The organism is Wolbachia endosymbiont (group A) of Sturmia bella (assembly GCF_964030905.1).
Taxonomy (GTDB): Bacteria; Pseudomonadota; Alphaproteobacteria; order Rickettsiales; family Anaplasmataceae; genus Wolbachia; species Wolbachia pipientis.
Window position 1 is genome coordinate 23,259 of sequence record NZ_OZ034988.1, and the last position, 21,683, is coordinate 44,941.

Here is a 21,683-nt window from a genome sequence, read left to right on the forward strand (position 1 = left end):
TTTTTAACATTTAATATTCAAAAGGAGGATGTGGTAAATTCTGACATTAAGAATATTAAGAAAAAGCTTAGTCAACAATACCGTAAATTATCGTTAAAATATCACTCAGATAAAAACCCAAACAATAAAGAAGCGGAGGAGAAATTTAAGGTTATTGCATTAAATAAGCCATTTTTTGAAGAATTTATAATAGAGCCATTGGAGAAAGGTCTCAATAAAAGAAATAATTTAATAAAAGAATTACGCGGTAAGTTGTGGAGTCGCAGTTATGAAGAATTGCAAAAATACTTAGATGATAAGTGCAGAAATAAACTCTATAATAAGCAGCAGTCAATTAACAATAATGTAACTGCTTATGTAAAATATTCTTCTTATTCAAATCTCTTAGGAGTTCTTTTAGTATCCTTCACATCAATTGCATTTTTAATAATTAATGGTATTTCTTCTAATGTACCAATAGCAGTAGATTTTCTTGCTCCCTTGTTAGCAGGATCTATTTTAAATCTAGCTGTTAAGAGCATTTATACTAGAAATGGGGAAAGAGTTTAATCATCAGACTAATATTTTATTATTGTTTAACTTTGACCAAGAATGCGAAAATTTTTCAAAGAGTGATAGGACTAAATTAAAGTGGCTAAAAAATTCAGTTATTTTGAGCAACACAATCTGTACATCTTTAATGTTTTTCGGTATGGGATTAGATTTAGTTGCCAACGGCTTTGGTATAACTAACTCTATGATGTTATCCGGCTTATTACTTTCATTACCATTCACGCTTTTAATTGTTACTTCACCTATTTTAAATGCTGCAAGTAATTATATTCTCAAAAAGACAGCTATAAATTCAATTGAGGAGCAATTTAAAGGTGATGATCAGTTTATAGAAGTCGATAACGAAAAGCCAAGCAGTACTATGAGCAATCAAAGTTATTTCCCCATCGATCAGTTAATATCATCAAAGTTAGCTATTCTCCATAGCGAAGTCTCTAGCTAGGAACAATGAGCCACAGATTAGTATGGTTTTGACGTTTTGGGTAGAGGCTTTTAATATGTGATTTGATATTGCATCGCCAATTGATTCACATTCAACTGCTTTTATTCCTATGTTATTGGCTTTTTCCCTAATCAAATTTGTATTTGTTGCTTTAGGTTCAGACTTAACACAAACCGCACATAGTAGCTTGATATATGGCTTTAAGTGCTCTAAGAACTCTTCCACATTTCTGTTACTAGTAACACCAAAAACCATATAAATACCTTCAGCAAAATTATCTTTTACCCACTGAGATAGTACTCTAGCACCATCATTATTGTGTGCACCATCTAAAAATAATTGCCAATCTTTCGGTAGTAGGAAAATTAAATTACCTTCTTTTATAGACTCTAGCCGTGCAGGCCAATAAGTGCACTGTAAACCTGAAGTGATATCCTCTTCTCCAATATCAAATTCATACTTTCCACTTAAAATACTACATGCTGCAATAGCATTGCCTGCATTAATCACCTGATGATCACCCTTTAAAGATGGCAAAGGAAATTCTATTGATTGAATAGCTGATTGAAAAACCATTTTGTTGTTCTTTTTTTTGCAATTCCATTCAAGACCTCCTCTATACAAGGGAGATTTCTTATTTATTGCGTGGTGTTCTAGCGTGTTCACTATAGATTTTTCTTGCGGTGCTATTACGCAAGGAACATTAGGTTTCATTATTCCAGCCTTTTTACCTGCTATAATTTCTACAGTAGGGCCAAGATATTCCGTATGATCAAGTGCAATGGAAGTAATTATTGTTAAAATCGGATTATCTATAACATTTGTTGCATCAAGCCTTCCACCCATACCCACTTCAACTAAAGTTATATCGGCTTTATGACGAGAAAAAGCTAAAAAAGCTGCAATAGTTGCAGCTTCAAACAGAGTGATAGGTTGTTCTGCAATTACTGCACGACATTCTTCTAATAAGCTATATAATTCATTATCGTCGATATAGCTGCCGGCTATCACTATCCTCTCATTAAAACTCACTAAATGTGGAGAAGTGTATGCGTGTACCTTATACCCTGCTGCTTGCATTATATATCTTATAAATGCTAGTGTTGAGCCTTTCCCATTAGTTCCAGCTATATGAATTACGGGAGGCACTTTTTTCTCGGGGTTATCTAGTTTGCTAAGAAAGCCTTTTATGCGATCAAGAGAAAAATCATTCGGCCTGCTACCAAGTGGCTTAGGCCAATGAGGCATATATATCATGGATTGTTATTGCATTTTAATTCAGCTATAACGCTTGCTATGCCATGCGTGTCGATTTTTTCACTAAATTGATAACGTTGATTAATAGCAATACTTATTCCACTCATTACAACATCACTTATCAAGAAAGAACTGTTATTTTTAGTAACTTTAAAATCAATATTTGTAAATTCTTCATCACCGTAAGAAAATCTTGTACCAATTAAGCAAGTTTCATCGTCAACTGCTTTTGTACTCATTATGATCATTTCACTATCATGCATGTATTTATATAAAATTTTAACGCACAAACGCGTAAGATACACTTCATACTCTCTTAAAAAATCTTCTTTTTCTTTTTGTTTAACTAAAGCCCAATGTTTTCCTATGACGAATTGCGATATTCCTTTGAGGTTAACATTGTTTTGAATGACCTCCTGAAGCTTTTTTTGCACACATTCCCGGTTTTTTTTATTCTCCTTTGTAGATATACCATCCACTTGTTGCTTCATAGTATGCACAAAAATTTTGTGATCTGTACAATTAGTGTAAGCACTTGAAGAAATTACAATAAAAACAATGATAGTTAAAACTTTAGTAATGTTCATAAGATATATTTATTAGCTATGATACTTAGAATGCAAAGTTTAATAAAGATTAAATAATAATCGCTAGCTTTAATATATCTATAGACACACCTTGTATAAATCATCTACAATTAATTAAGGGTCTGTTCTATGCGTTATGAGTTAAGTTAAATTTCCCGAGCGATAATTTCTAGTCAAGGGAATTGCCTCTGTTAATTTCGTTGAAATTGATACGCGATGCCCACCTTAACTTTAGTCTCAGGAATCTACTAAGGCTGACGGTAGATACGGATCCTATTTTGATTGGTTTAACATTTATGCTTCATCAATACAAAGAACAGGGTGTTTTCCTATGTTTGCCTAATGAAGTATTCCAAATTGTAATTGATGTTGAAAGGTATCCTGATTTTGTTCCTTGGTGCAAAGCCGTTTATATAAAAGAAAAAATTAACAACCAAATGGTTGTGGATCTCCTCGCAGCTTTTCATGGAATTAAAGGTAGATATACATCAGAAGTTACTTCTCTTTCTCCAAGTGGAACAAATGAAGGTTGGATAAAAGCTGTATCATCAAATGGAATATTTAAACATCTATACAATGAATGGCAATTCATTCCCATAGATGAAAATAAAACTATGGTAAAGTTTTATATAGAGTTTAAGTTTAAGTCCAACTCATTTTCCACTTTATTAAACTCAGTATATAAGTATACACAAAGTAAAATAATTGCTGCATTTAAAGATAGGGCTGAAAGCCTTGCTAAACAAAAGTTATCTTGACATTATTAATATAAATGTATAATTTTTTTTAGTAAGTTAAGTGTTTATATTGTAATGATTTTTAGACTATTGTTTTTATTAATTTTCATAAGTGTTAATTCTTATGCAGTTGTTAAGCAAGATTTATCCGATAACCAATACATTCAAAAAAAAACCAATGAAATAACATCAAATGAGCTATTATCGCCATTACCTAATGATAAATTATTAGGAGATCCAAAAGCACCAATTCTAATGATAGAATATGCTTCATTAACTTGTTATCACTGCTCTCTTTTTCATAGGAATGTTTTTCCTAAAATTAAAGAGAAATATATAGACACAGGTAAGATGTTATATATATTTCGTCATTTTCCTTTGGATTACAGAGGGCTAAAGGCTGCAATGCTAAGTCATTGCTACGAAAAACAAGAAGACTACTTTAATTTTAACAAAGCTGTTTTTAACTCAATAGATTCGTGGAATTACTACAATTTAAGTGATTTGACTTTACTACAAAGAATTGCTGCACTAAGCAACTTAAAGCAAGATGCATTTAACCAATGCATTAATGATAAGAAAATAATGGATAAAATCGTAAATGATAAATCACTGGCAATTAATAAACTTGGTATCACAGCCACTCCAATATTTTTCATCAAGCTTAACGATGATAAATCATATATAGAGCATAATAAAGTTAAACATGGAGGGTATAAAGAGCTGAAATATTTCACTAATGTGATAGATAAATTATATGGAAAAGCTATAGTGAAGTAATACCACTATAGCTTACCATATAAAAGACTCTATGCTGAGTCATTGTTTTTCACTACTGTTTGTTGTTTTTTACGCTCAAACTCTCTTTTTTTACTGTGCCAAGTGTAGTAATACATAGCGATTTTATTCTCTATTAATACTATTGTCCCATCATAAAACTGAACCATATCCATAACTTTTCTCTGAGCTTCATCAAAACGTTCTTTATACTTTTCACGATAAGCTGGATTATGTAGTAACATAACCCCTTCATTCTTGTTAGATTTTTTGTTTAACGTTTCAACTTCACCAGCAATAGTATAAGACATATAACCCCCTCTAATTGATTATAAAAATTATATTTTAAAAAGAGGAATGCGCATAAACAATCCCTTTAATTCTAGCATAATAATCGACTGTTTATTATACTAGTTAACTATAGTACGATATATAATAATTTTTGTCACTTAAAATTTTATACTATGAAATAATAACTTAAAATAAATGTTTTTATTATTTTAAACTATATTATTATATTTATAAATTGTGTATGAATTAAGTCTCCCTAATTTATAATATATGCGTAATAATTTTAGTATAAAATTGTCATACATAAGAAATCTATTTGCAAAAGAATATAAAAAAATAGAAGAATATTGTATTCTTGAAAAAAAGCAACATATTCAAATTGGCCCTGAAGAAGGAAAGCTATTAAGTTTATTTATAAAAATCCAAAAAATCAAAAGTATTGTTGAGATTGGCACGTTATACGGTTACTCGTCGATTTGCATGGCAAAAGCTCTACTAAAAGACGGTCATATATATACAATAGAAAATAATCTTCAACACTCAAGAATAGCAAAAAAAAATTTTAGTGCTTTTAATCTAAGTGATAAAATTACTCTAATAGAAGGCGATGCACTGGAAAAAATTAATGAATTATCAGCAAAAGCACCATTTGACATGATATTTATTGATGCTGACAAAAGTAGTTATCCTAAGTATTTAGATTGGGCAGAGTCATACATTAAACAAGATGGGCTAATCGTTGCAGATAACACTCTACTGTTTAACACAGTATTTTTAGAATCGCCTCCAAAAGAAGTATCAGAAAAATCATGGCATGCCATGAGGGAGTTTAATAATAGATTATCAGATGAAAAAAAATATTTCTCTATATTGATTCCAACTGATGAAGGAATGACTGTAGCTTTAAAGCTAACATAAGTTAAAAATCAAGGTCAGCATAATGTTTAGGAGGGATTAAACCAGAAATCCTCTCTAATAATATCTCACGAAAACAAGGCTTTGATTTAACAATGGAGTACCATTCTTTTAAAATTTTACTTTTTTCCCATGGAAAACTACTTACATAATCCATTACGGAAATATGCGATGCTAAAGTAATATCAGCTAAAGTGAACTTATCAGTTGCAAGCCAAACGTTCTTGTTAATTAAGTGTTCGGTGTATTCCATATGGCAAGGCAGGTTATGCTGAGCTGCATGAAGAAATCTAGAGTCAGGGCTGCGGTTAGTAATTACTTTTTCATTCATAATATACTTAGTAACTTCATTGTAAAATTTGTTATCGAACCAATTGATTAGAGCGCGTATTTTAGACTTAATAATAGTGGATGAACCAAGTAATTTGACGTCGCTATTGTAAGTCTCTTCTATATATTCACAAATGGCATTACTATCCGCTATTACAAAGTTATTATCTATTAACACTGGTACTTGCCCGGTTGGATTGATCTCCATAAATTCATTCCGCTTTTCCCACGGATTTTCATACACTAGATCACAGCCTAATTTTTTTTCTTTTAGAAAAGCTCTAACTTTTCGTGAAAATGGACAAAGAGGAAAATGATATAAAATCATAATGTTCCTCTTTTGTTATACCAATATCCTTTTTTTGTTACTCTATGGCTTGACCTACAACTGTACGAACTTTCTTTGTAGTCCACAGAAGTTTGCGTAGCAGGTAGTGTCATGCAAGTAGCTGACACTGGAATCCAGTTCTTGTTATACAATTGCCTAGTGCGCTCATTTACAGTTAAGTTTTCTGGATCCAAGTAGTCAAGCACTGGGATGACATCCTTTTCGGTAAAAATTGCTCTTATATCACAACATTCATACAGCTGTATGCCTAGGCACTGGGATGATATAAATAAGCGCTGAAATGACATAAATAAACATTGGAGTGACAATCTTGTAGTGACTTGCATGACAACTAACTTTTTGTTTACTTCAAAATAGCACTGTAAAAAATTTAACATATCAAATTATAGAGCTAATATAGGATATACCTTGCTAAATAAAAAAAAAAGTATAATATTTTATAAGGTATGCAGGCAAAAACTCTGTAATTTGGTCAGATCAGAAATGAAGCAGCCATATCAGAACCTTTTTGGGTTGCATACCTATTTCATTATTTGTTTTATCCGAGGCTATGAATATAGCATTAAAACATCGTCCTAGTAGCTTCAAAGATCTAGTAGGTCAAGATATATTAGTGCGTGTATTAGAAAATGCTTTTATTTTAAACAAAATCCCACAATCTATACTGCTCTCTGGTAGTAGTGGAGTTGGTAAAACCACCACTGCAAGGATAATAGCTTTATGTTTGAATTGTTCCCTGGGGCCAATTTTTGAACCTTGCGGATCATGTGAAAATTGTCTAGCAATAAAAAATTCAAGCCATCCAGATGTAATTGAAATCGATGCAGCAAGTCACACTAGCATTGACGATATTAAAGTAATCCTGGGAGATATTTGCTATTCACCTATAAGCTCTAAATTCAAAGTCTACATTATAGATGAAGTACACATGCTATCTAGCAGTGCATTTAACGCATTACTTAAAACCCTAGAAGAGCCACCATCTAGTGTAAAGTTCATTTTAGCAACTACGGAAATAAAAAAGATACCAATAACTATTATTGCACGTTGTCAAAGATTTGATTTACACAACATTCCTGTAGCTAAAATAGTGGAACGTTTAAATGATGTTGCACAAAAAGAGAGTTATTCCATTGAAAAGGGAGCATTAGAATTAATTGCACGACACTCTGGAAATTCAATGCGTAACGCCTTGTTTTTGATGAATCAAGCAGTGCTATATAGCAAAGATGGTGCAATATCCACTAAAAATGTGACAGACATACTTGGCCTAGTGGATAAAGATATTATATTCGATCTATTAGGGGCAATATTAGAAGGTGATTTACAGAAAGCTCTATCAGTGTTTGACAAGGCGGTAAAAACAGCAAACCCACTTAGTATTTTTGAAGGTCTATTGCAAACAATTCAGTTAGTATGCCGTTTTTTGATTACAAAAGAGATTGATAATGCAGTTACAGAGCATGAAAAGAATAGGATAAAAGATTTAAGTATAAAGAGATCTTTAATATTTTTTTCGAGATTGTGGAAGATGTTGCTTAAAGGTATTCAAGATATAAAAACTTCAACATGCAACGATGTTGCTGCTGAAATGATGTTAATTAGCCTCTGTTATCTTTCTGATCTGCCTTCTCCGGAACAGGTGATCAAAAAAGTTCTTTCGCAGAATGTAGAGCAAGGAAATAGACAGGGCAGACCTGTTGCACCTTCCCCCTCTGTCATCCAAGTAGCTGACTACTCGGATCCAAAAAAATATGTGGAAAGTAAACAACAACCCCACTCTGTCATCCCAGTGCGTGACACTGGGATCCATGTGGAAAATAAACAACAAAATTACGATTTTGATAAGATTTTGCAACTATTAAGGCGAAGTAACCAAATTTATCTTTACAAACAACTGTGTAATAATCTACAATTAATAGATTGTAAACCTGGATATTTAAAATTAAAAGCTGTATCTAAGTTAGATAGTAATTTTTGCAATGATTTAAAAAATTACTTAAACCAGGTGACTCAGCAAGAGTGGGTTGTTGCAGTTGATACAGGTTATATAAACAGGGAAGTGAGTAATTTAAATTATGCACCTGCAGTTAAGGATATCCTTGACACGTTTAAAGGTGCAAAAGTAGTTAATATAGAAAATAAGGAGTAAGTTGTGGATTTTAGTCAAATAATGAAACAAGCGCAAGAGATGCAAAAAAAGCTTGCAGAAGCTCAAGAAAAATATGTTGGAAAAGAGTTTCAAGGTATTTCTGGTGGTGGCAAAGTTTCTGTATTAGTGGAAGTCATAAAAATAGGTAGCTATAAAGCTAAAAAGGTGAACATAGACTTAGAACTTATGAGAAATGAGGAAAAAGATATAGTAGAGGATTTAGTAACAGCAGCGTTTAATGATGCCGTTAAAAAAGCAGAAGAAGATATGGCGAATGCAACTTCTGATCTTGCAGGTATGATGGGTTTACCATCTGGGTTTAAACTTCCTTTTTGAATTTACTACTGAAGTTTCTTTTAGTGTAAGTATTTTTTTTCTAATATTCCCAACGCTAGTACTTCTTCATATAATGTACCTATACTAGCATAGCCCTACGTCATACCGTGATTCATTCCACAACTGTACAAACATTGCAATATGGCACATAGTAAACGATGTCATTCCAGTCTGGAATCCAGCCTTGCCGTAATCTCATCAAGAACATTGTGTTTTAACATAAAACGGCTACTTTTATGCTTACCAACTTAATAAAATTCCTGGATCCCAGACTGGGATGACAAGAAGATGGTACTTGGATAAGAGGCATTGCCCTACTGGTAGGCCCAAATTGCAATGTTCGTACAGTTGTGGATTTCTCATCCGCTAACAAGCAGCGGAATGACGAGGTCTTTCGATAGTAAATCTTACCTGTGTTAGCTATACCAAAAAATCAAAAGTCGTATTTATTCATTAATAAAATCTTTGTCTTCTCCTAAAAATTAGTTAAAATGTAGAATATTTTGTGTTATTAAGTTAGCACTTGACTTAACTTTAGTTGTTACTTAGACTGCTAAAGTGGAATTTTAATTTTTTTACGAGGACAATTATGCATTATAAAAAGTTTTTTTCAGCAGCCGCTTTAGCAACGTTGCTAAGTTTATCAAACTCTGCTTTTTCAGATCCTGTTGGTCCAATAAGTGATGAAGAAACTAGCTACTACGTTCGTTTGCAATACAACGGTGAATTTTTACCTCTTTTCACAAAAGTTGATGGTATTACCTATAAGAAAGACAAGAGTGATTACAGTCCATTAAAACCATCTTTTATAGCTGGTGGTGGTGCATTTGGTTACAAAATGGACGACATCAGGGTTGATGTTGAAGGAGTTTATTCATACCTAAACAAAAATGATGTTAAAGATGTAACATTTGACCCAGCAAATACTATTGCAGACAGTGTAACAGCAATTTCAGGATTAGTGAACGTGTATTACGATATAGCAATTGAAGATATGCCTATCACTCCATACATTGGTGTTGGTGTTGGTGCAGCGTATATTAGCACTCCTTTGGAACCCGCTGTGAATGATCAAAAAAGTAAATTTGGTTTTGCTGGTCAAGTAAAAGCTGGTGTTAGTTATGATGTAACTCCAGAAGTCAAACTTTATGCTGGAGCTCGTTATTTCGGTTCTTATGGTGCTAATTTTGATGGAAAAAAAACAGATCCTAAAGATTCAACCAGACAGGTTACTGATGCAGGCGCATACAAAGTTCTTTACAGCACTGTTGGTGCAGAAGCTGGAGTAGCGTTTAATTTCTAGTCTATCTCAGTCTTGTTATCCCAGTGAGTTTTTTCTTGCCATCTAAGTGGCATGACACTGGGATCTAGAAAAAAGAAATGTGGATTCCAGTGTCAAGGCACTGGAATAACACTATTTGCTATGTGTTTAAGCTATAACGTTTACCATTGTACTGGTAGAATATCATCTAAGGTTACATAATGTTATCCAATTAGCTAACACTGCGGCCTACTGTCTCCAAGAAATTAGATGGAAAATTTGTACTTTTTTCAAATCAAAGCTTGAATTTTTGCTGGAAAATCAATATATTATATGCATGAAGTTTTGATTTAAGTTGTTATGTTGACCTCAATGGCAAACTTATGTGTCGATAGCAGAACCAATCTCATGCAATATATTGCTAGGGTGCAAAAATTTCCTATGCTGTCTCAAGAGGAAGAGGTACGATTAGCAAAAAATTGGAACCAATATAAGGATGTTTCTTCTGCTCATAAATTGATTACCAGCCATTTGAATTTGGTAGTGAAAATTGCAATGAAATTCAAAAATTATGGGCTATTGTTGATGGACCTGGTTATGGAAGGAAATATGGGTTTAATGCACGCAGTGAAAAAGTTTAATCCTGATTTAGGGTTTCGTTTTTCAACTTATGCAGTGTGGTGGATTGAAGCTTCAATAAAAGACTTTATATTGAAATCTTGGTCGTTTGTGAAAATAGGCACAACGCAAGCACAAAGAAGATTGTTTTTTAGTTTACGTAAAATAAAAAAAAGAATTTTACAGTATACAAACAGGGAAACTTTAAATAATGAAGAAATAAAAGCAATATCTAATGAGCTTTCTGTATCCGAAGGAGACGTTCTGCAGATGAATTACCGTATGGCTTGTAAGGATCAGTCGCTAAACGATTGCATAAAAATAGGTGATGACTCTAAAAGGGAGTTGCAAGATATGATCCCATGTAACTTGGTCAGTCAAGAAGTAACCTATCAGAATCATGAAGAAAAAGAATTAAAAGAAACAATTTTAAACAATGCACTAGCGAGTCTCAACGAAAGGGCAAGAGACATTTTTATCAGTAGATATTTGTCTGAAAACATTCAAACTCTGGATGAACTTAGTAAAAAATATTGTGTTTCAAGAGAAAGAATAAGGCAGTTGGCTGAGCAGGCGATGGCTAAGGTAAAACAATATATACAATCTGAAAGTTTGAAATTTGGTTTGCATGCGTAGTTTTTTTATATTTCTAATATTTTTTTCGATAGGCGCTTTTGCATCGGTTAGTGATGTACAATTGAAGGAAAAATATAAAGATTGGCTCGTGTATACTGCATTGGAAGATGGAGAGAAAGTATGTTATATTGTATCCTATCCTAAGAAAAAAAGCGAATATTATACAACCAATCGCAAGCCGTATGTAATGGTTAGTTATGTTGATAAAAAAGCAGATGAGGTAAGCGTTACCTCTGGTTTTCAGTATGATAAGGAGCCTGTAGCTCTCAATATCGACAAAAAAATTAAATATACACTGCCCATAATACAGGGAAGTTTTGCGTGGGCAGAGCATACAAAAATAGATCAAGATCTCATTCTAAAAATGAAGCAGGGATTATCAATGGTAGTTAATGGAAAAACAAAAACAGTGACCATTGATGATACTTATTCCCTACTTGGTTTTCAAAAAGCGTATCAAAAAATGCATGATTTATGCCATACAAAGTAAATTATTGTAACAGAATACCAAGCTATAGTATAAACTAGACTACTCTTTCAATGGAAATATAAATAGCACTTTACTTTATATGGGATGTGGATATCATTTAAAATATATTTTTGAGAGTTAGCAATGTCAGAGGTTGCAGGTGTAGATACAGAAATCAAAAAGCAAAATTCTGTGTGCGAGCAGATGCGTTTTAGCGTGAGCCGCACAAGTCTTTTAAATACATTATCCAGAGTAAGTGGAGTGGTTGAAAGGCGTAATGCAATAGATGTTTTGGCGTGTATAAATATCAAAGCACAACACGGCAGCATAAAATTAATGGCAACTGATCTTGACATTTCAATGTTTGCCTCACTTGCTGCAACCGTATTAACAGAAGGAGAAGTAAAAATTTCAGCGCATACTTTACATGACATAGTGAAGAAGTTACCCGCTGATTTGGATGTCAATTTTGAAGTAAACAACCAAGGAAAATTATTGATGTCTTGCGGAAATGCAAACTTTTCTTTACCGAATGTAGTTTCAAGCAGCTTTCCTGCTCTTGAAGAAGACAATTATAAACATGATTTTACTCTACTAAATACAGACCTGATAGACTTATTAACTAAAACAAAATTTGCTGTATCACTAGATGATACAAGGTATAATTTAAATGGAATATATCTACATACAGATGAGCAATTTCTGTACTGCGTTGCAACTGATGGCCATCGTTTATCATGTATAAAGAGGCCAAAGCCTGGGAACATCAATGGCGAATTTGGTGTGATCATTCCACGTAAAACTGTTATGGAGCTGTTAAAAATATTGGACGATTGTAATGAAATTAAAGTAAAACTCTCAGACAGAAAAATCAAGTTTACATGCGGTGAATATATTCTAATATCAAAATTAATAGATGGAACTTTTCCAAATTATAAAGCAGTTATTCCAGCATCTCAAGATAAACATATGATTATTGAAAGTAAAAAACTTTCAGACGTTATAGATCGAGTTTCCGTTGTTGTATCTGATAAAGTAAAATCTATTAAATTCTCACTACAAGAAAAGCTGCTAACTCTGCATTCAAACTCCCAAGAGTGCAGTGATGCAACTGAATCCATAGAAGTAGACTACAATGAAGCCCCTATAGAAATAGGGTTCAACTCGCGTTATTTACTTGATGTTCTATCCTGCATAAAAAATAAATGTAAGTTTAGCTTAGCCGATGGTAATAGTGCTACAATTATCACTGATGAAGACGATTCAAGTGCATTATATGTAGTAATGCCAATGAGAACTTAAACTCGTCATCTCGCTGCTTGTTAGCGGAATCTGGAGATACCGTGGCGGTATGGCACTTATTTCACTAGCTTTTATTAAATTAGTAATCTATCTTTACCAAATATAAGCCAAAAGGTGGTGCAGTAACTCCAGCGGCACTTCTTTTGCATTGGTTTAATATATTTAGCATTTCTTGCGGATTGGTTCTATTTTTTCCAAATTCAACTAAAGTACCCACAATAATCCTCACTTGGTTATGTAAAAAGGAAATAGCAGATATTTTGATGTGTATATGATTCCCATTTTGTATTATATCGATATCATCAATTGTTCTTATCGGATTTGCGGCTTGACAATCTTTTGAACGGAAACTTGAAAGGTCATGTTTTCCAAGTAGATGTTTAGCAGCTTCACGCATAATATTTACATCAAGTGGGCTAAACACTTGCCATACATAACCCGTTTCCAGAGCGGCAGGAGCATAGCGATTAACTATTCTATATTCGTAATATCTTTTTTTTGCTGAAAACCGTGCGTGAAAAGCATCATCTACAACTTCTGCATTAAGCACGACTATAGGAATTGATTTTAAATGATAGTTTATTGCATTCCTTATTCTATAAAGCTCAAATTCCTTTTCCATATCAAAATGAGCAACTTGTCCTAAAGCATGAACTCCTGCATCAGTCCTGCCACCACAGTACAAAGTAACTTTCTCACCACTAAAATTAAATATAGCATTTTCTATCTTCTCCTGGATTGAGTTAGCAGAGTGTTGCTGTTTTTGCCAACCAGAGAAATTACTACCATTATATTCTACCGTTATTTTGTATCGCACTGCATTACATCAAGCTCTATCTAAAATAGTCATTTTCTATCTTAACATAATTTATGGTCAAGCCTACAGTGCTGCCACTCCCATAAAGTAGTTCGTCCAATCTTAAATCTTGCTGCCACTGCTTCTCTGCTTTCTCCTTCGTCTAGCGCCTCCATTGCTTTTTTTCTTAAATCATAACTATATGCTGCTGGCATTCAACCTCCTTATCATTATCTATCCTTATCACATCCGGACTTCTATGAAAAGAGCTATAAATCGTGAAAAAGAACTGCTCATTAAGTGCTGTTTGCTTAATAAATTTACTGACATTGGTATGGCTAAATTCGAAATGGCTACATGAATTTATCGTAAATTATTACCGTATAAGGTACGATGCGACAAAGCCATCCCAGTGTCAGCTACTCGGATGACACCGTCATAAAGGAACCAGTGTTAGCTACTTGGATGACAACCATTGTGCTTGAGGCAAAATTGACTATCACTTCTTTTTATAGAGCTTGCTCCAAACTTTGTTGTTAGTTAATACAAAAAACACTGTTAAAATTATAAAATACGCCACTACTTTTAATCCAAGTTTATGCCGGCGCTCTAATTCTGGCTCTGCTGCCCATTGTAAAAAATTTATCACATCATACGCCATATTTTCAACTGTGGCTTGCCTTGCACCATCATATTCCACCATTCCTTCAGAAAGTGGTGGCGCCATAGCTAATCTGCCTGTTGGAAAATACGAATTAAAATATAAATCATTTTCATCGTGTTCGCCGTTTTGATAGCCTGTTAACAATGAATAGACATAATTTGCACCATCATGCCTTGCTTTAATAATTAATGATAAGTCTGGTGGGACTGCACCATTGTTGCTTGCTGCAGCTGCTTCTTTTGTATCAAAAGGCGCAATAAAATAATCCGAAGGTACTCCAGGTCTGTCAAACATTTCACCCAAATCATTCGGACCATCTTTAACTTGATAAGAAGCTGCTATTTGTTTTACATCTTCTTCAGAAAAACCGACATCTTGCAAATTACGAAATGCTACCCTATTCATTGAATGACAAGCAGCACAGACTTCTTTATACACTTTATAGCCACGCTGAATTGACTCTCTATCGAAAGATCCGACAATTCCATCAAATTTCCAGTCTATTTTCTTATTTGGTGATGATTTAAATTCTTCTGCAGATATAAGACTAGATAGAAATAACATGCAGAAGATTGCAAATACATTAGATCCCATGCATAACCACTGTTTTAGTAAATTTCGAATTGATGTCATGCAAGTAGCTGACACTGGAATCCAGCTTATTTCATCACTGACATTATGGTTATCATGCACTCCTAGAATCTGTTGTCCATTGCATGATTTGTAAGTATTTTTATACCTGGATCCCAGTGTCAAGCACTGGGATGACAACGGAAGATAGTGGAATGACACTGTGTGTTGTATACAACGTTCATACAATTGTGTACATGATGCTGGAATCCATTTATTTTTTTTCTGGATCCCAGTGTCAAGCACTGGGATGACAAAAGAGGGCTCTGGGATGACAGAAGAGAGCTCTGGGATGAAAGAGAATTTTGTAAGAGATCTGCTTTGAATTGACATCACCTCATCTCCGGCACAGAATCACTTAAGGTTTTTGGTGGTTCTTTTGGCTTTTCATACTTACTAAGCAGTGGTAAAACTATCACAAAGTATGCAAAGTAATAAAGAGTAGATAGCCTACTCATAGTGATGTAAGGCTCTTTTACCTCTTGTCCTCCAAGCCAGGCAAGAAGTACAAAATTTATTGCAAAAACCCAAAAAAATTTCTTAAACACCGGGCGATAAGCACCACTTTTAACTTTTGATTTATCAAGCCAAGGTAACAAAAACCACACTAAAATAGACGCAAACATGGTAAGCACACCAGTAAGTTTATCTGGAATTGAACGTAGCATTGCATAAAAAGGTAAAAAATACCACTCTGGCACTATATGTACCGGAGTGACCATAGAATCAGCTTCTATATAATTGTCTGGATGCCCAAGATAATTGGGAGCATAGAAAACAAATGCGAACAAAACTACAAAAAACAGACCAAAAGTTATGCAATCCTTGACTATATAATAAGGATAGAGAGGGATGGTATCCTTATCTGATTTTACCTCCACTCCACTTGGGTTACCAGAGCCAAACCTATGCAGAGCTATCACATGAAGCATAGCTAAAGCAATAATAACAAAAGGCAGAAGATAATGCAGAGCGAAAAAACGGTTAAGTGTTGGGTTATCCACTGAAAAACCACCCCATAACCATATAACTATTTTATTGCCAATTAAAGGTATAGCAGAAAATAAGTTGGTTATAACTGTTGCACCCCAGAAACTCATTTGTCCCCAAGGCAATACATATCCCATAAAGGCAGTTGCCATCATTGCAAAAAATATAAATATTCCAATAAACCACACCATCTCTCTCGGTCTTTTATAAGATCCGTAATATAATCCACGCATTATATGAACATAGACTACCATAAAGAAGAGCGATGCTCCAACAGCGTGAGTGTAGCGTATTAACCACCCGTAATTCACATCTCGCATTATGCGCTCTACACTATTAAACGCATAATCAACATGCGGAGTGTAGTGCATAGCAAGAAATATACCTGTTATTATTTGTAAAATCAGCGCTATACCAGCCAAAGAGCCAAAGTTCCAAGCATAATTTAAGTTTTTTGGCACTTGGTAAGAAGCAGTGTGTCTTAGAAAAGAAAATATAGGCAATCTATATTCTATCCATCCTAATATGCCTTTTTCTTCTTTTATTGTTTCTTTTTTGTTATCTTCCTGCATAACTTAAACCTTTCTGAACACATGTCCATTGCTACTTTTATCTTATTTTTTTATTGTAGCAACTTATCCTTTACGCACAAATAAAAACTTTAAAGCAATATTAATTACCTCTTCAGCAACCTGTCACGTGCTGCGTTTAATTTTTGTGCAAAATATTCCGAGCCTCCTTTATCTGGGTGAACTAATTTCATTAAATTTTGATATGCTTTATTGATTTCATTTTGGTTCGCTCCAGAATCTATTCCTAGCACTTTAAATGCTCCATCTCTGAACATGTTACTACTACCAGACTAGTATGATTTTGTCTTGTAAATTTATTCAACAACCCTATTCTAACTATATAATGAAAAATTATCTACAAAGTGTTTATGAAGATGGTATGAAAATCCAACTATCTAAAGTCAACAAATATTTATTAGTTTTACTGATTACTGTCTCAGCATTTCTCATATCTGGGCAAGTATCCAGTTCAAGCAATATCGAGAATGATTTTCAAGATTTACAAGAAAAATTACCATTATTGAAAGATCAGGATTTGTTATTTTTAGATCCAGCTTCAGCTTTAAATTATGGTGATAGGGCAGGTAAAAAAGTGTTAATGGTTATAGTTCACCATACTGAAACATCAACACTAAAAGGTACAAAAGATACGCTGAATGCTAGAGGATTGTCAGTTCATTTTATTGTCGATAGGGATGGCAGCATCACCTTAATGGTTCCATTAGAGAAAGAAGCATGGCATGCTGGTATTAGTTATGCAAGAGTTAAGGTAGATAGTAAGCTTGAAGAGTTACGGAAGCTTAACAACTATTCTGTAGGTATTGAAATTGTAAACACAGGACTTGAGCCTTTTCCGGAAGAGCAAATGAGATCTGTTAAAGAGCTGATTTTATACCTTATGGAGCGTTTTAAAATTAAAAGGGATATGATATTTAGTCATTCTGAAATAGGAACTATAGTGTATGATCCAGAGCTTGGCTATACAATGCGTAAACCAGATCCACACAAATTGTTTGATTGGGAGTTATTAGAGAAAAATGAAATTGGATTGCACATAAGTGACAGAATAAACCCTAAAGATGCTAAACACAAAATGGGCAAAACATTGTATAAAGCAGGTGATAGAAATGAAGGTATTTTGAAATTAAAACAAAGGCTGAACAGATTTTTCTATAAGATAGAACCTTGGAATGATAAGAAAGGTAATGTAATTTTTCCTGATAATAATGCTGATTACTCAGATGAGTTTGATGAGAATTTTGTATGGGTTATTTATCAGTTTTCAATACATAATTTACCAAGAGAAATTAGAAAAGATCTACCTCTTAAACTAGAACAAGCAGATATATTTCCTGAATTCTTTAGTGAATATAGTCATGGCATTTCTTCTAGTTATCTAACCTTTAGTGAAAAAATTAAATCGACTCTACAACCATGTTTAAGCAAAGTAGATTATGAGAATTTATTATCTTCTCTTGCACAATATGAGAATAACATTTCTCCTGATGCATCTACCACTTTAATGTACAAAATTAAGTTATACTATGATTCTTATTTAAGATATCGCATATGGTCTTCACTCTATAAACCATTTAAGCTTAATGTATTGGAAGAGTTAGAGATTTTAAAGAGTGGAGTGTTATCTTTAAAATCACTAGATAGCTCTAAAGCTGCAGAAGTTTCCAGTTTAATTGATAGCTTTAAAGTAGATATTTCTTTAGAATTTCAGGGTTTTGAAAAACAGTGGTTTCAGGAGTTTAAGAATGCTTGGAGACAAGAATTTATACCTTCCCTGGAAGAACAGATAACATGGACTGCACTACATGAAGCAATATTGGAGTATTTAGAAAAAGCAAAGGAAGAAATTCGTTAAACGAAAACTTTTTTTAAGATCACTTTTTTAACAATTTATCACGTGCCGCATTTAGCTTTTGCGCAAAATATTCCGAGCCTCCCTTATCTGGGTGAACTAATTTCATTAAATTTTGATATGCTTTATTGATTTCATTTTGACTTGCCTCAGGATTCAGCCCCAGTATCTTTAATGCTTCATCCTTGGACATGTTATCACCAGTGTAATTTTCAGTATAACTTCTACTGCTACTAAATTCGTTCAAAAACTTACTCAATATAGAGTTCATCATGAAACTCATATTATTTTTTTTTGTCAGGAAAAGAAAAAATATAACAACGCTAGGCAAGACAAATGTAATTACTATGAATACTAAAAAAAGAAAAAAGATGAATGACATGTATATTTTTTTATCATTTTATGATTAAATAGTAACAATTATAATTGTCATGGTAAATAACATGTTCATCCAGATTGAAGAAACACCAAACCCAAATACGCTAAAATTCCTTCCTGGATTTGAAATTTTAAACGAAGGAGAAACTGCTGATTTTTCAAATGCGAATGAGATAAAAAATTCTAAACTAGCAGCAAATCTTTTTCAAATAGAGCATGTGGTAAGAGTATTTTTCGGTCATGATTTTATTTCAGTAACAAAATTGGATGGAATTAATTGGGATATATTAAAAGTAGAAGTTTTAACTACAATCATGAATCACTTTACTTCTGGTGGAAAAGCACTAGATAAAGAAGAAGTGAATGATCCAGATGAAGAATTTTTTGATAAAAATGATATAGAAATTGTAAATAGAATAAAAGAATTGATGGAAAGTCATATCAAACCTGCAGTTGCTCAAGATGGTGGCGATATCAAATTTCGTGGCTATAAAGATGGAATAGTTTATGTTGAGTTGCAAGGAGCTTGCTCTGGATGCCCAAGTGCTGCAATTACTTTAAAGCAAGGAGTGCAAAATATGCTGAGCTACCACATACCAGAGATTGCAGGTATAGAGACCACACTATGACTAATCAAACGGTTAGAGGAACAAAAGATCTCCTGTTTGATGAATGGTACAAGTTTAAATACATAGAGCAAACAGCAAACAGAATCTCAAGTTTATACGGCTTTTTGCCCGCCCAAACTCCAATATTTGAGTGCACGGAGGTTTTTACAAAAACCTTAGGTGATAGCTCAGACATCATCACTAAAGAGATGTATAGCTTCAATGATAAAGGGGGAAAGAGCATAACTTTACGTCCTGAGTTCACTGCAGCGATTGTCAGGCTACTCATTGAAAAAAAACTGCAAACACCGATAAAATTATTCTCAACAGGACCTGCATTTCGCTATGAAAGACCGCAAAAGGGAAGACAAAGGCAATTTCATCAGATAAATTTTGAGGTTTTTGGCATAGAAGATCCAAAAGCTGATATTGAATTGATATCACTCGCTCAGCACTTACTAACTGAATTTGGCATCAATAAAAATGTAAAGCTGGAAATCAACTCTTTAGGTGATGGTGAAACAATAACTAAATATAGAGAAGCTTTGATCTTATACTTTACAAAGTATCAAAATGATCTATCAGAAGATAGCAAAAATAGGTTGATCAAAAATCCACTCAGAATACTGGATTCCAAGGATGAGAAAGATAAATCAATAATTTCTGATGCGCCTAAAATCAGCAATTATTATACGAAAGAGTCCTCAGATTTCTTTGAACAAATACTAAATGGATTAACAATTCTTGATATACCTTATACCGTAAACAATAAACTAGTTCGAGGTTTGGATTATTATTGCCACACAGTGTTTGAGTTTGTTACAGAGGATTTAGGTGCACAAGGGGCAGTTTTTGCCGGTGGAAGATACGATAATTTAGTATCTTCAGTAGGTGGAAAACACACTCCAGCAATAGGATTTGCAGGGGGTATTGAGCGCATAATGGAGTTAATCAATTATTCTCCGAAAGAAGAGCGACCTATTTACCTAATTCCAATCGGTAGAGAGGCTGAAAAACATGCTTTAACACTTGCAAATGAATTGCGCAGAAATGGTTTATATGTAATCTATGAATATAGCGGAACGCTCAGAACCCGAATGAAAAAAGCAAATCAAGCAAATGCTAAAGCTGCTTTAATCTTTGGCGATGAAGAATTGAGTAGTAAAACTTTAAAGATTAAAAACATGGATACAGGTGAAGAAAAAATAATTGCTCGCGATAACACAATAGAAAATATCTATTAGGAGCAATGCAAATGTTTTTCTCAGTCAGCTATAGAAGAAAATTCGTCTGCACAAGAATTTTTCATAGTATTCAAAGTATCATAATCTGTAAAATCTAATTTTACCGGTGTAATAGTAATAAATCCTTCTTTTATTTTATTTATACTACCACTGCCTGAGTGCTCTCGAGACCAATTTAAGCTAAAAGAGCCATTCGAATTTTCAGTAAAAGTTAAATCCCCATCAATGTTATATTCACCTTGTTCAGCAAATTCTACTCCTTTTACTTTTTCCGTAGCAGGAAAATTTACACTCATCACTATGTTTTTAGGCCAACCAACCTTAACTAGCTTGGCAATAACCTTTGGTGCAAAAACCTTTGTATTGTGCCAGTCTATTTTATCATGATAAACTTGGCTCAGCGCAATAGAAGGTATAGACCTTGCAGCACCTTCCATTACAGAACCAATTGTTCCTGAATAACAAATATCGTCCCCGACATTTGATCCAATATTTACTCCGGACAATATTAAGTCTGGTTTTTTATTCATAACTTTATTTAGCGCAATAATGACACAATCTGCAGGAGTACCAGACACACTAAATTCCCTTTCACTATGTTGTTTTATTCCAATAGATTGTTTCACTGGATAATCAAGAGATCTTGCAGCTCCGCTTCTATCAGTATCTGGTGCCACTATCCATATTTCTGACGCAAAATTCCGTGCAACCTCTTTGAGTAATTTTATTCCTTCACTTCCAAAGCCATCATCGTTTGTTATCAATATTATCATATACAATACTCAGCTATACAGCTCCAAATTATGTAAACCACTGGCTGTAAATAAACTCATGAGGCTTTAAGTTTCTTTGCATAACTGTGGACTGTAACAAAGAACCTGCTGTAAATCAATAGATTTCTTGCACAGGCCATAACTGTC

The 21,683-nt window shown here is 33.6% G+C and carries 23 protein-coding genes, 2 other RNA genes and 4 pseudogenes; 17 read left to right on the plus strand and 12 right to left on the minus strand.

The features are described 5' to 3' along the window. Positions 1–30: 30 nt before the first annotated feature. A pseudogene (locus tag ACQH3L_RS00095) lies at positions 31–159 on the plus strand (DnaJ domain-containing protein); the annotation flags it as partial. A gap of 373 nt (positions 160–532) precedes the next feature. After that, positions 533–994: a hypothetical protein gene (locus ACQH3L_RS00100; protein ID WP_425384821.1), complete on the plus strand. Its 462-nt coding sequence runs from the start codon at positions 533–535 to the stop codon at positions 992–994. Here ACQH3L_RS00100 and ACQH3L_RS00105 read toward each other — a convergent pair. Both ACQH3L_RS00105 and ACQH3L_RS00110 read right to left on the minus strand, forming a co-directional pair. Next, complete coding sequence (locus tag ACQH3L_RS00105; RefSeq protein WP_425384822.1) at positions 962–2,251, minus strand: bifunctional folylpolyglutamate synthase/dihydrofolate synthase; 1,290 nt, start codon at positions 2,249–2,251, stop codon at positions 962–964. The two genes, ACQH3L_RS00100 and ACQH3L_RS00105, sit on opposite strands and share 33 nt — an antisense overlap. Beyond that, a complete protein-coding gene (locus tag ACQH3L_RS00110; RefSeq protein WP_010963011.1) occupies positions 2,248–2,838 on the minus strand; it encodes an MlaC/ttg2D family ABC transporter substrate-binding protein in 591 nt (196 codons plus the stop codon). Before ACQH3L_RS00110 ends, ACQH3L_RS00105 begins: the two co-directional genes overlap by 4 nt. A gap of 116 nt (positions 2,839–2,954) precedes the next feature. Here ACQH3L_RS00110 and ssrS point away from each other — a divergent pair. From ssrS to ACQH3L_RS00125, 3 genes are all read left to right on the plus strand, one after another. Continuing rightward, positions 2,955–3,115, plus strand: a non-coding RNA gene (gene ssrS / locus ACQH3L_RS00115) — 6S RNA. Between the two features lie 19 nt (positions 3,116–3,134). Beyond that, a complete protein-coding gene (locus ACQH3L_RS00120) occupies positions 3,135–3,596 on the plus strand; it encodes a type II toxin-antitoxin system RatA family toxin (RefSeq protein WP_010963012.1) in 462 nt (153 codons plus the stop codon). A 54-nt stretch (positions 3,597–3,650) separates the two neighbouring features. Continuing rightward, a complete protein-coding gene (locus tag ACQH3L_RS00125) occupies positions 3,651–4,355 on the plus strand; it encodes a DsbA family protein (protein ID WP_010081994.1) in 705 nt (234 codons plus the stop codon). Between the two features lie 29 nt (positions 4,356–4,384). Here the strand turns inward: ACQH3L_RS00125 and ACQH3L_RS00130 are convergent, their stop codons facing one another. Next, complete coding sequence (locus ACQH3L_RS00130; protein WP_006279425.1) at positions 4,385–4,663, minus strand: DUF2671 domain-containing protein; 279 nt, start codon at positions 4,661–4,663, stop codon at positions 4,385–4,387. Positions 4,664–4,913: 250 nt separating this feature from the next. On the opposite strand from ACQH3L_RS00130, the gene ACQH3L_RS00135 reads away from it, so the two are divergent. Beyond that, positions 4,914–5,561, plus strand: a complete 648-nt coding sequence (locus ACQH3L_RS00135; RefSeq protein ID WP_425384823.1) for an O-methyltransferase — start codon at positions 4,914–4,916, stop codon at positions 5,559–5,561. A 1-nt stretch (position 5,562) separates the two neighbouring features. On the opposite strand, the gene ACQH3L_RS00140 is transcribed toward ACQH3L_RS00135, so the two are convergent. After that, positions 5,563–6,216, minus strand: coding sequence for a glutathione S-transferase family protein (locus tag ACQH3L_RS00140; protein WP_010081992.1), 654 nt, complete (start codon positions 6,214–6,216; stop codon positions 5,563–5,565). Between the two features lie 107 nt (positions 6,217–6,323). Then, positions 6,324–6,440: pseudogene (locus tag ACQH3L_RS00145) on the minus strand (WPE palindromic element domain-containing protein); the annotation flags it as partial. 232 nt (positions 6,441–6,672) lie between these two features. On the opposite strand from ACQH3L_RS00145, the gene ffs reads away from it, so the two are divergent. The 7 genes from ffs (at position 6,673) to dnaN (ending at position 13,011) form a co-directional block, all read left to right on the plus strand. Further along, positions 6,673–6,772, plus strand: an RNA gene (ffs, locus tag ACQH3L_RS00150) — signal recognition particle sRNA small type. Between the two features lie 15 nt (positions 6,773–6,787). Continuing rightward, entirely contained in the window at positions 6,788–8,389 is a 1,602-nt protein-coding gene (gene dnaX / locus ACQH3L_RS00155; protein WP_010963016.1) for a DNA polymerase III subunit gamma/tau, read from the plus strand. A 3-nt stretch (positions 8,390–8,392) separates the two neighbouring features. Further along, positions 8,393–8,725 carry a YbaB/EbfC family nucleoid-associated protein gene (locus tag ACQH3L_RS00160; RefSeq protein ID WP_010963017.1) on the plus strand — a complete coding sequence of 111 codons (333 nt, stop codon included), beginning with the start codon at positions 8,393–8,395 and terminating at the stop codon, positions 8,723–8,725. A gap of 589 nt (positions 8,726–9,314) precedes the next feature. Then, a complete protein-coding gene (locus ACQH3L_RS00165; protein ID WP_138264894.1) occupies positions 9,315–10,028 on the plus strand; it encodes a P44/Msp2 family outer membrane protein in 714 nt (237 codons plus the stop codon). 318 nt (positions 10,029–10,346) lie between these two features. Continuing rightward, positions 10,347–11,240 (plus strand): RNA polymerase factor sigma-32, encoded by an 894-nt coding sequence (locus ACQH3L_RS00170; RefSeq protein ID WP_010963019.1) that lies wholly within the window; start codon positions 10,347–10,349, stop codon positions 11,238–11,240. Next, positions 11,233–11,730, plus strand: a complete 498-nt coding sequence (locus tag ACQH3L_RS00175; RefSeq protein ID WP_006279310.1) for an invasion associated locus B family protein — start codon at positions 11,233–11,235, stop codon at positions 11,728–11,730. The genes ACQH3L_RS00170 and ACQH3L_RS00175 overlap by 8 nt, the downstream gene beginning before the upstream one ends. A 123-nt stretch (positions 11,731–11,853) precedes the next feature. Next, positions 11,854–13,011 (plus strand): DNA polymerase III subunit beta, encoded by a 1,158-nt coding sequence (gene dnaN / locus ACQH3L_RS00180; RefSeq protein WP_038199350.1) that lies wholly within the window; start codon positions 11,854–11,856, stop codon positions 13,009–13,011. 79 nt (positions 13,012–13,090) lie between these two features. Here the strand turns inward: dnaN and truA are convergent, their stop codons facing one another. Together truA and ACQH3L_RS00190 are read right to left on the minus strand one after the other, a co-directional pair. Further along, positions 13,091–13,828: a tRNA pseudouridine(38-40) synthase TruA gene (truA, locus tag ACQH3L_RS00185; protein ID WP_010963021.1), complete on the minus strand. Its 738-nt coding sequence runs from the start codon at positions 13,826–13,828 to the stop codon at positions 13,091–13,093. Between the two features lie 71 nt (positions 13,829–13,899). Continuing rightward, positions 13,900–14,022, minus strand: a pseudogene (locus ACQH3L_RS00190) (IS630 transposase-related protein); the annotation flags it as partial. A gap of 47 nt (positions 14,023–14,069) precedes the next feature. On the opposite strand from ACQH3L_RS00190, the pseudogene ACQH3L_RS00195 reads away from it, so the two are divergent. Then, positions 14,070–14,168, plus strand: a pseudogene (locus ACQH3L_RS00195) (IS5 family transposase); the annotation flags it as partial. Between the two features lie 138 nt (positions 14,169–14,306). Here the strand turns inward: ACQH3L_RS00195 and ACQH3L_RS00200 are convergent. The 3 genes from ACQH3L_RS00200 to ACQH3L_RS00210 form a co-directional block, all read right to left on the minus strand. After that, a complete protein-coding gene (locus ACQH3L_RS00200; RefSeq protein WP_010963022.1) occupies positions 14,307–15,065 on the minus strand; it encodes a cytochrome c1 in 759 nt (252 codons plus the stop codon). A gap of 368 nt (positions 15,066–15,433) precedes the next feature. Further along, positions 15,434–16,663: a cytochrome b gene (locus ACQH3L_RS00205; protein ID WP_006280242.1), complete on the minus strand. Its 1,230-nt coding sequence runs from the start codon at positions 16,661–16,663 to the stop codon at positions 15,434–15,436. Between the two features lie 104 nt (positions 16,664–16,767). Further along, positions 16,768–16,938: a J domain-containing protein gene (locus ACQH3L_RS00210; protein WP_010082675.1), complete on the minus strand. Its 171-nt coding sequence runs from the start codon at positions 16,936–16,938 to the stop codon at positions 16,768–16,770. Positions 16,939–17,006: 68 nt separating this feature from the next. Here ACQH3L_RS00210 and ACQH3L_RS00215 point away from each other — a divergent pair, with 68 nt between their 5' ends. Further along, positions 17,007–18,536 (plus strand): N-acetylmuramoyl-L-alanine amidase, encoded by a 1,530-nt coding sequence (locus tag ACQH3L_RS00215; RefSeq protein WP_223823148.1) that lies wholly within the window; start codon positions 17,007–17,009, stop codon positions 18,534–18,536. A 19-nt stretch (positions 18,537–18,555) separates the two neighbouring features. Here the strand turns inward: ACQH3L_RS00215 and ACQH3L_RS00220 are convergent, their stop codons facing one another. Then, on the minus strand, positions 18,556–18,807 hold the full coding sequence (locus ACQH3L_RS00220; protein ID WP_223823149.1) for a J domain-containing protein: 252 nt from the start codon (positions 18,805–18,807) through the stop codon (positions 18,556–18,558). Between the two features lie 169 nt (positions 18,808–18,976). On the opposite strand from ACQH3L_RS00220, the gene ACQH3L_RS00225 reads away from it, so the two are divergent. Together ACQH3L_RS00225 and hisS are read left to right on the plus strand one after the other, a co-directional pair. Continuing rightward, on the plus strand, positions 18,977–19,540 hold the full coding sequence (locus ACQH3L_RS00225) for a NifU family protein (protein ID WP_022626407.1): 564 nt from the start codon (positions 18,977–18,979) through the stop codon (positions 19,538–19,540). Then, positions 19,537–20,763 (plus strand): histidine--tRNA ligase, encoded by a 1,227-nt coding sequence (gene hisS, locus ACQH3L_RS00230; RefSeq protein WP_010963026.1) that lies wholly within the window; start codon positions 19,537–19,539, stop codon positions 20,761–20,763. The genes ACQH3L_RS00225 and hisS overlap by 4 nt, the downstream gene beginning before the upstream one ends. 20 nt (positions 20,764–20,783) lie before the next feature. On the opposite strand, the gene surE is transcribed toward hisS, so the two are convergent. Then, a complete protein-coding gene (surE, locus tag ACQH3L_RS00235; protein ID WP_425384824.1) occupies positions 20,784–21,536 on the minus strand; it encodes a 5'/3'-nucleotidase SurE in 753 nt (250 codons plus the stop codon). Between the last annotated feature and the right edge of the window lie 147 nt (positions 21,537–21,683).

Excerpts from the sequence above, each read along its gene's own strand:
- ACQH3L_RS00200 (WP_010963022.1), bottom strand. The coding sequence starts at position 15,065 with ATGGGATCTAATGTATTTGCAATCTTCTGCATGTTATTTCTATCTAGT.
- ACQH3L_RS00225 (WP_022626407.1), top strand. The coding sequence starts at position 18,977 with ATGTTCATCCAGATTGAAGAAACACCAAACCCAAATACGCTAAAATTC.
- ACQH3L_RS00205 (WP_006280242.1), bottom strand. The coding sequence starts at position 16,663 with ATGCAGGAAGATAACAAAAAAGAAACAATAAAAGAAGAAAAAGGCATA.
- dnaX (WP_010963016.1), top strand. The coding sequence starts at position 6,788 with ATGAATATAGCATTAAAACATCGTCCTAGTAGCTTCAAAGATCTAGTA.
- ACQH3L_RS00165 (WP_138264894.1), top strand. The coding sequence starts at position 9,315 with ATGCATTATAAAAAGTTTTTTTCAGCAGCCGCTTTAGCAACGTTGCTA.
- ACQH3L_RS00140 (WP_010081992.1), bottom strand. The coding sequence starts at position 6,216 with ATGATTTTATATCATTTTCCTCTTTGTCCATTTTCACGAAAAGTTAGA.
- dnaN (WP_038199350.1), top strand. The coding sequence starts at position 11,854 with ATGTCAGAGGTTGCAGGTGTAGATACAGAAATCAAAAAGCAAAATTCT.
- ACQH3L_RS00105 (WP_425384822.1), bottom strand. The coding sequence starts at position 2,251 with ATGATATATATGCCTCATTGGCCTAAGCCACTTGGTAGCAGGCCGAAT.
- surE (WP_425384824.1), bottom strand. The coding sequence starts at position 21,536 with ATGATAATATTGATAACAAACGATGATGGCTTTGGAAGTGAAGGAATA.
- ACQH3L_RS00100 (WP_425384821.1), top strand. The coding sequence starts at position 533 with ATGGGGAAAGAGTTTAATCATCAGACTAATATTTTATTATTGTTTAAC.
- ACQH3L_RS00210 (WP_010082675.1), bottom strand. The coding sequence starts at position 16,938 with ATGTTCAGAGATGGAGCATTTAAAGTGCTAGGAATAGATTCTGGAGCG.
- ACQH3L_RS00130 (WP_006279425.1), bottom strand. The coding sequence starts at position 4,663 with ATGTCTTATACTATTGCTGGTGAAGTTGAAACGTTAAACAAAAAATCT.
- ACQH3L_RS00110 (WP_010963011.1), bottom strand. The coding sequence starts at position 2,838 with ATGAACATTACTAAAGTTTTAACTATCATTGTTTTTATTGTAATTTCT.
- ACQH3L_RS00175 (WP_006279310.1), top strand. The coding sequence starts at position 11,233 with ATGCGTAGTTTTTTTATATTTCTAATATTTTTTTCGATAGGCGCTTTT.
- ACQH3L_RS00215 (WP_223823148.1), top strand. The coding sequence starts at position 17,007 with ATGAAAAATTATCTACAAAGTGTTTATGAAGATGGTATGAAAATCCAA.
- ACQH3L_RS00135 (WP_425384823.1), top strand. The coding sequence starts at position 4,914 with ATGCGTAATAATTTTAGTATAAAATTGTCATACATAAGAAATCTATTT.
- ACQH3L_RS00170 (WP_010963019.1), top strand. The coding sequence starts at position 10,347 with ATGTTGACCTCAATGGCAAACTTATGTGTCGATAGCAGAACCAATCTC.
- hisS (WP_010963026.1), top strand. The coding sequence starts at position 19,537 with ATGACTAATCAAACGGTTAGAGGAACAAAAGATCTCCTGTTTGATGAA.
- ACQH3L_RS00220 (WP_223823149.1), bottom strand. The coding sequence starts at position 18,807 with ATGATGAACTCTATATTGAGTAAGTTTTTGAACGAATTTAGTAGCAGT.
- ACQH3L_RS00120 (WP_010963012.1), top strand. The coding sequence starts at position 3,135 with ATGCTTCATCAATACAAAGAACAGGGTGTTTTCCTATGTTTGCCTAAT.
- ACQH3L_RS00125 (WP_010081994.1), top strand. The coding sequence starts at position 3,651 with ATGATTTTTAGACTATTGTTTTTATTAATTTTCATAAGTGTTAATTCT.